1 protein-coding gene is annotated in these 1141 nt (G+C 74.5%); it reads left to right on the forward strand.

Features of this window, described 5'->3' with window-relative positions:
- Positions 1–151: 151 nt before the first annotated feature.
- Positions 152–1141: hypothetical protein (locus tag ABZ914_RS51655; protein ID WP_500201854.1), on the forward strand; the 990-nt coding region annotated here is incomplete at its 3' end.

The raw sequence follows: 1141 nt of genomic DNA on the forward strand, positions 1-1141 counted from the left end.
GGCACGCGCTGCCGCTGGTCCGCGGCGACCTGCGGCTGAGCCCGGCGGCACTCGGCCCCGGGGCGGGCGCGCTCGGCGCGATCGCCCTGGTGGCCCATGACTCCCCGCTCCTGGCGGGCTATCCGTTTCTGATGGCAGGAGGGACCCCCGTATGAGTTTCGCCCCCGAGGCCGGCGTCACGGTGTTCGAGCCCGAGCGGGCCGAGCCCGGCTACTGGGTGGGCTGTCCCGGCGTCCTGCGCGACGAGGGCCGCCACCTGCTGACGTACCGGCGCCGCCGGCCGCGGGGCGCGGCCGGCACGGAGCGCGGCTGGCGCTGCGCGATCGCGGTGAGCGACGACGGGCTGGCGTTCGAGGACGTCTGGGCCGTGGAGAAGGGCGAGCTGGGCACGCCCTCGATGGAGCGCTTCAGCCTGTACCGGCGGCTGGACGGCGTGTACCAGCTGTACCTGAGCTACGTGGACCCGGCCGACGGCCGGTGGCGGATCGACGTGGCCGAGGCCGCGGCGCCTGACGGGTTCGACGTGGCGGCGCGGCGCCCGGTGTTCACCGCGGCGGCCACCGGCACGGAGGGCGTCAAGGACCCGCGGGTCGTGCGCACCGCGGACGGGCGGCTGGTGATGCTGGTCAGCGCCGCGCGGGCCGCGCTCTCGGATGCGGACCGCGAGCGCGCCCACGCCACCGCCGACATCCACAACACGGGCCTGTCGGACTCGGTGTCGGCGCTCGCCGAGAGCGCCGACGACGGGATGACGTGGAAGTGGCGCGGGACCGTCTTCGCGCCGGGAACCGGCTGGGACCGCTGGGCCGCCCGCCTCAACAGCGTCGTGGAGACCGGCGGCGGATACCTCGGCTTCTACGACGGCGAGGCCGACCACACCCGCAACTACGAGGAGAAGACCGGGCTGGCCTGGTCGAAGGACCTCCTCGACTGGACGCGGCTGACGCCGGACGGACCGGCGGTCGCGTCCGCGTCCGGCACGGGATCGGTGCGGTACGTGGACGCGGTCCCGCAGGACGGCGGGCGCGTGCGCCTCTACTACGAGATAGCTTGTCCTAAAACAAGGCCGCGGCGGACGATCGGGGGCATGAGACCGCGCCACGTCCTGCTGGCCACCCTGATCGCCGCGATCTGGGGATTC

Origin of the sequence: Spirillospora sp. NPDC046719 (genome assembly GCF_040645715.1) — a bacterium.
GTDB lineage: Bacteria > Actinomycetota > Actinomycetes > Streptosporangiales > Streptosporangiaceae > Spirillospora.